The sequence below is a fragment of the Cytobacillus firmus genome, from assembly GCF_023715565.1.
GTDB lineage: Bacteria > Bacillota > Bacilli > Bacillales > Cytobacillaceae > Cytobacillus > Cytobacillus firmus_C.
Genome location: NZ_JAMBOJ010000123.1, coordinates 1 through 1,942 on the forward strand (window position 1 = coordinate 1; position 1,942 = coordinate 1,942).

The window sequence follows — 1,942 nt, forward strand, 5'->3', positions numbered from 1 at the left end:
GTAACTTAATTGTATCAGAAGTGGTCCTTATTTTTCTCAAAAACAATCAAAGCCGGTGACATTTTACTCGTCGTAAAATGTCACCGGCTTTTTCATTTCAGAGGTGGGTTTTGTCCCAGCCTCTTTTCGTTTTAGAAAAATAAGAAGCCCATGGAAATGATCACGCCGCTGACGAGGAGAGTCAGCACGCAGAATCCCATGATGTCCTTTGCCTTTAACCCCGCAATAGCGAGTGCCGGCAGCGCCCAGAAAGGCTGGATTAGGTTAGTCCAGGCATCCCCCCATGCGACCGCCATGGCTGTCTTGGGTATGGAAGCTCCCATTGACTGAGCCGCTTCAAGCATAATTGGAGCCTGAACAGCCCACTGTCCTCCCCCTGAAGGAACGAAGAAGTTCACAAGCCCCGCACTTAAAAATGCGAAGAAATGGAACGTATAATCATTTGAGATGCTGACAAACGCTTCGGACATCACCGCTGCCAGCCCTGAGGCAGTCATCATGCCCATGATTCCGGCATAAAAAGGGAACTGAATAATGATTCCGCTGGCTCCTTTTACCGCATTCAGAACGGCTTCGAGGAACTGTTTTGGCGTGCCGTGGAAAAGAATCCCCAGGAACAAGAACAGGAAATTCACGATATCAAGATTCAGAGTAAAGCCATTTGATGCGAAATAATAAAATAAGAACACAAGTCCAAGAATCCCCGCGAGCAAGGAAATGGTGCGGCTGTTTTCCAGGCGTTCAGCAGGTGTCATCGCCTCTTTTTCGAGTGCAGCTGCCTGGATGTCATCTTGAAGAAGGGCGGGATCAACCACGATCGTTTCCTCTTTCGCTGGCATCATAAAGCGGTTTACAAACGGCAGAACCAATAATAAGGCGACAACAATAAAAATATTGAAGCCGGCGAAAATCGTCTGGTCAGTAGAAATGACGCCAATCATATCTTCAGAAAAGTGGCCAGGCGTAGCAATCGTCAATGGAATCGAGCCTGAAATTCCTCCGTGCCAGACAACGAACCCTCCGTAAGCGCTTGCAATTAACAAGCGATAATCCACGTTTTTCACTTTTTTGGCAAGCTCTTTTGCAAACAGGGCGCCGATTACAAGACCGAACCCCCAGTTAATTAAGCTTGCAACCATCGACACGAATGACACAATCAGGATGGCCTGGCCTGGTGATTTGGCCAAGGATGCCAGGGCACCTAACCCCTTTTTAAACAGCCTGCTGCTGGCCAGCACATGTCCTGTGACTAAAACCAGCACCATCTGCATGGAAAAAGCCAGGAGACCCCAAAACCCATTTCCCCAGTGCTGAACCATCTGGTAAGGTCCATTACCTGTAAAAATCAAGCCCAATCCAAAAACCGCAAAAGTTAGGATAATGACAAACAAAAATGGATCCGGCAAATACCGCTGCATAATGCGGTTAAAGAATGATACAAGTACCTTCATGCTGCAACCTCCTAAGATTTTTTATCGACCTAATATACTTTCTTTAGAATTCAGTTTATTCCTTCTTTTCTGAAATATTTTTCATGTAAAGGCGGGGCGGGCAACTGTGGGGCAGTTTGTGTAGGAGGAATGAGATTAATAGATTGAAACGCGGGAAAGACCTCGGGCTCAGGAAAGAGAAAAGCGGGTGTTAGAGTCAGAACCTGGATCGAGGTCTGACACAAAAAATGCAAAAGGGTTGCATAGAGTCAGAACCTGGATCAACTTCTGACACAAAAAGAGAAAAAGAGCGGGTTAGAGTCAGAACCTGGCTCAACTTCTGACACCAAAAGGGAAAAGGAGCTGGTTAGAGTCAGAACCTGGCTAGTCAAGTCCACTATTTTGTGTAAATTCATTCCTAGGAAAAACAAGTTATTTAGCTCTATGTTTTTGAAGTAGTGGAAGGGGCCCCTTCCACTACTTCAAAAATTTCGCTCCGCAGATTCTACTGG

The 1,942-nt window shown here is 46.1% G+C and carries 1 protein-coding gene; it reads right to left on the reverse strand.

Annotation, left to right across the window (positions count from 1 at the left end; all coding sequences use genetic code 11):
• Positions 1 to 131: 131 nt before the first annotated feature.
• A complete protein-coding gene (locus M3205_RS25000) occupies positions 132 to 1,451 on the reverse strand; it encodes a short-chain fatty acid transporter (protein WP_251172345.1) in 1,320 nt (439 codons plus the stop codon).
• Positions 1,452 to 1,942: the final 491 nt, after the last annotated feature.

Coding starts and splice junctions, on each gene's coding strand:
- M3205_RS25000 (WP_251172345.1), bottom strand. CDS start 1,451: ATGAAGGTACTTGTATCATTCTTTAACCGCATTATGCAGCGGTATTTG.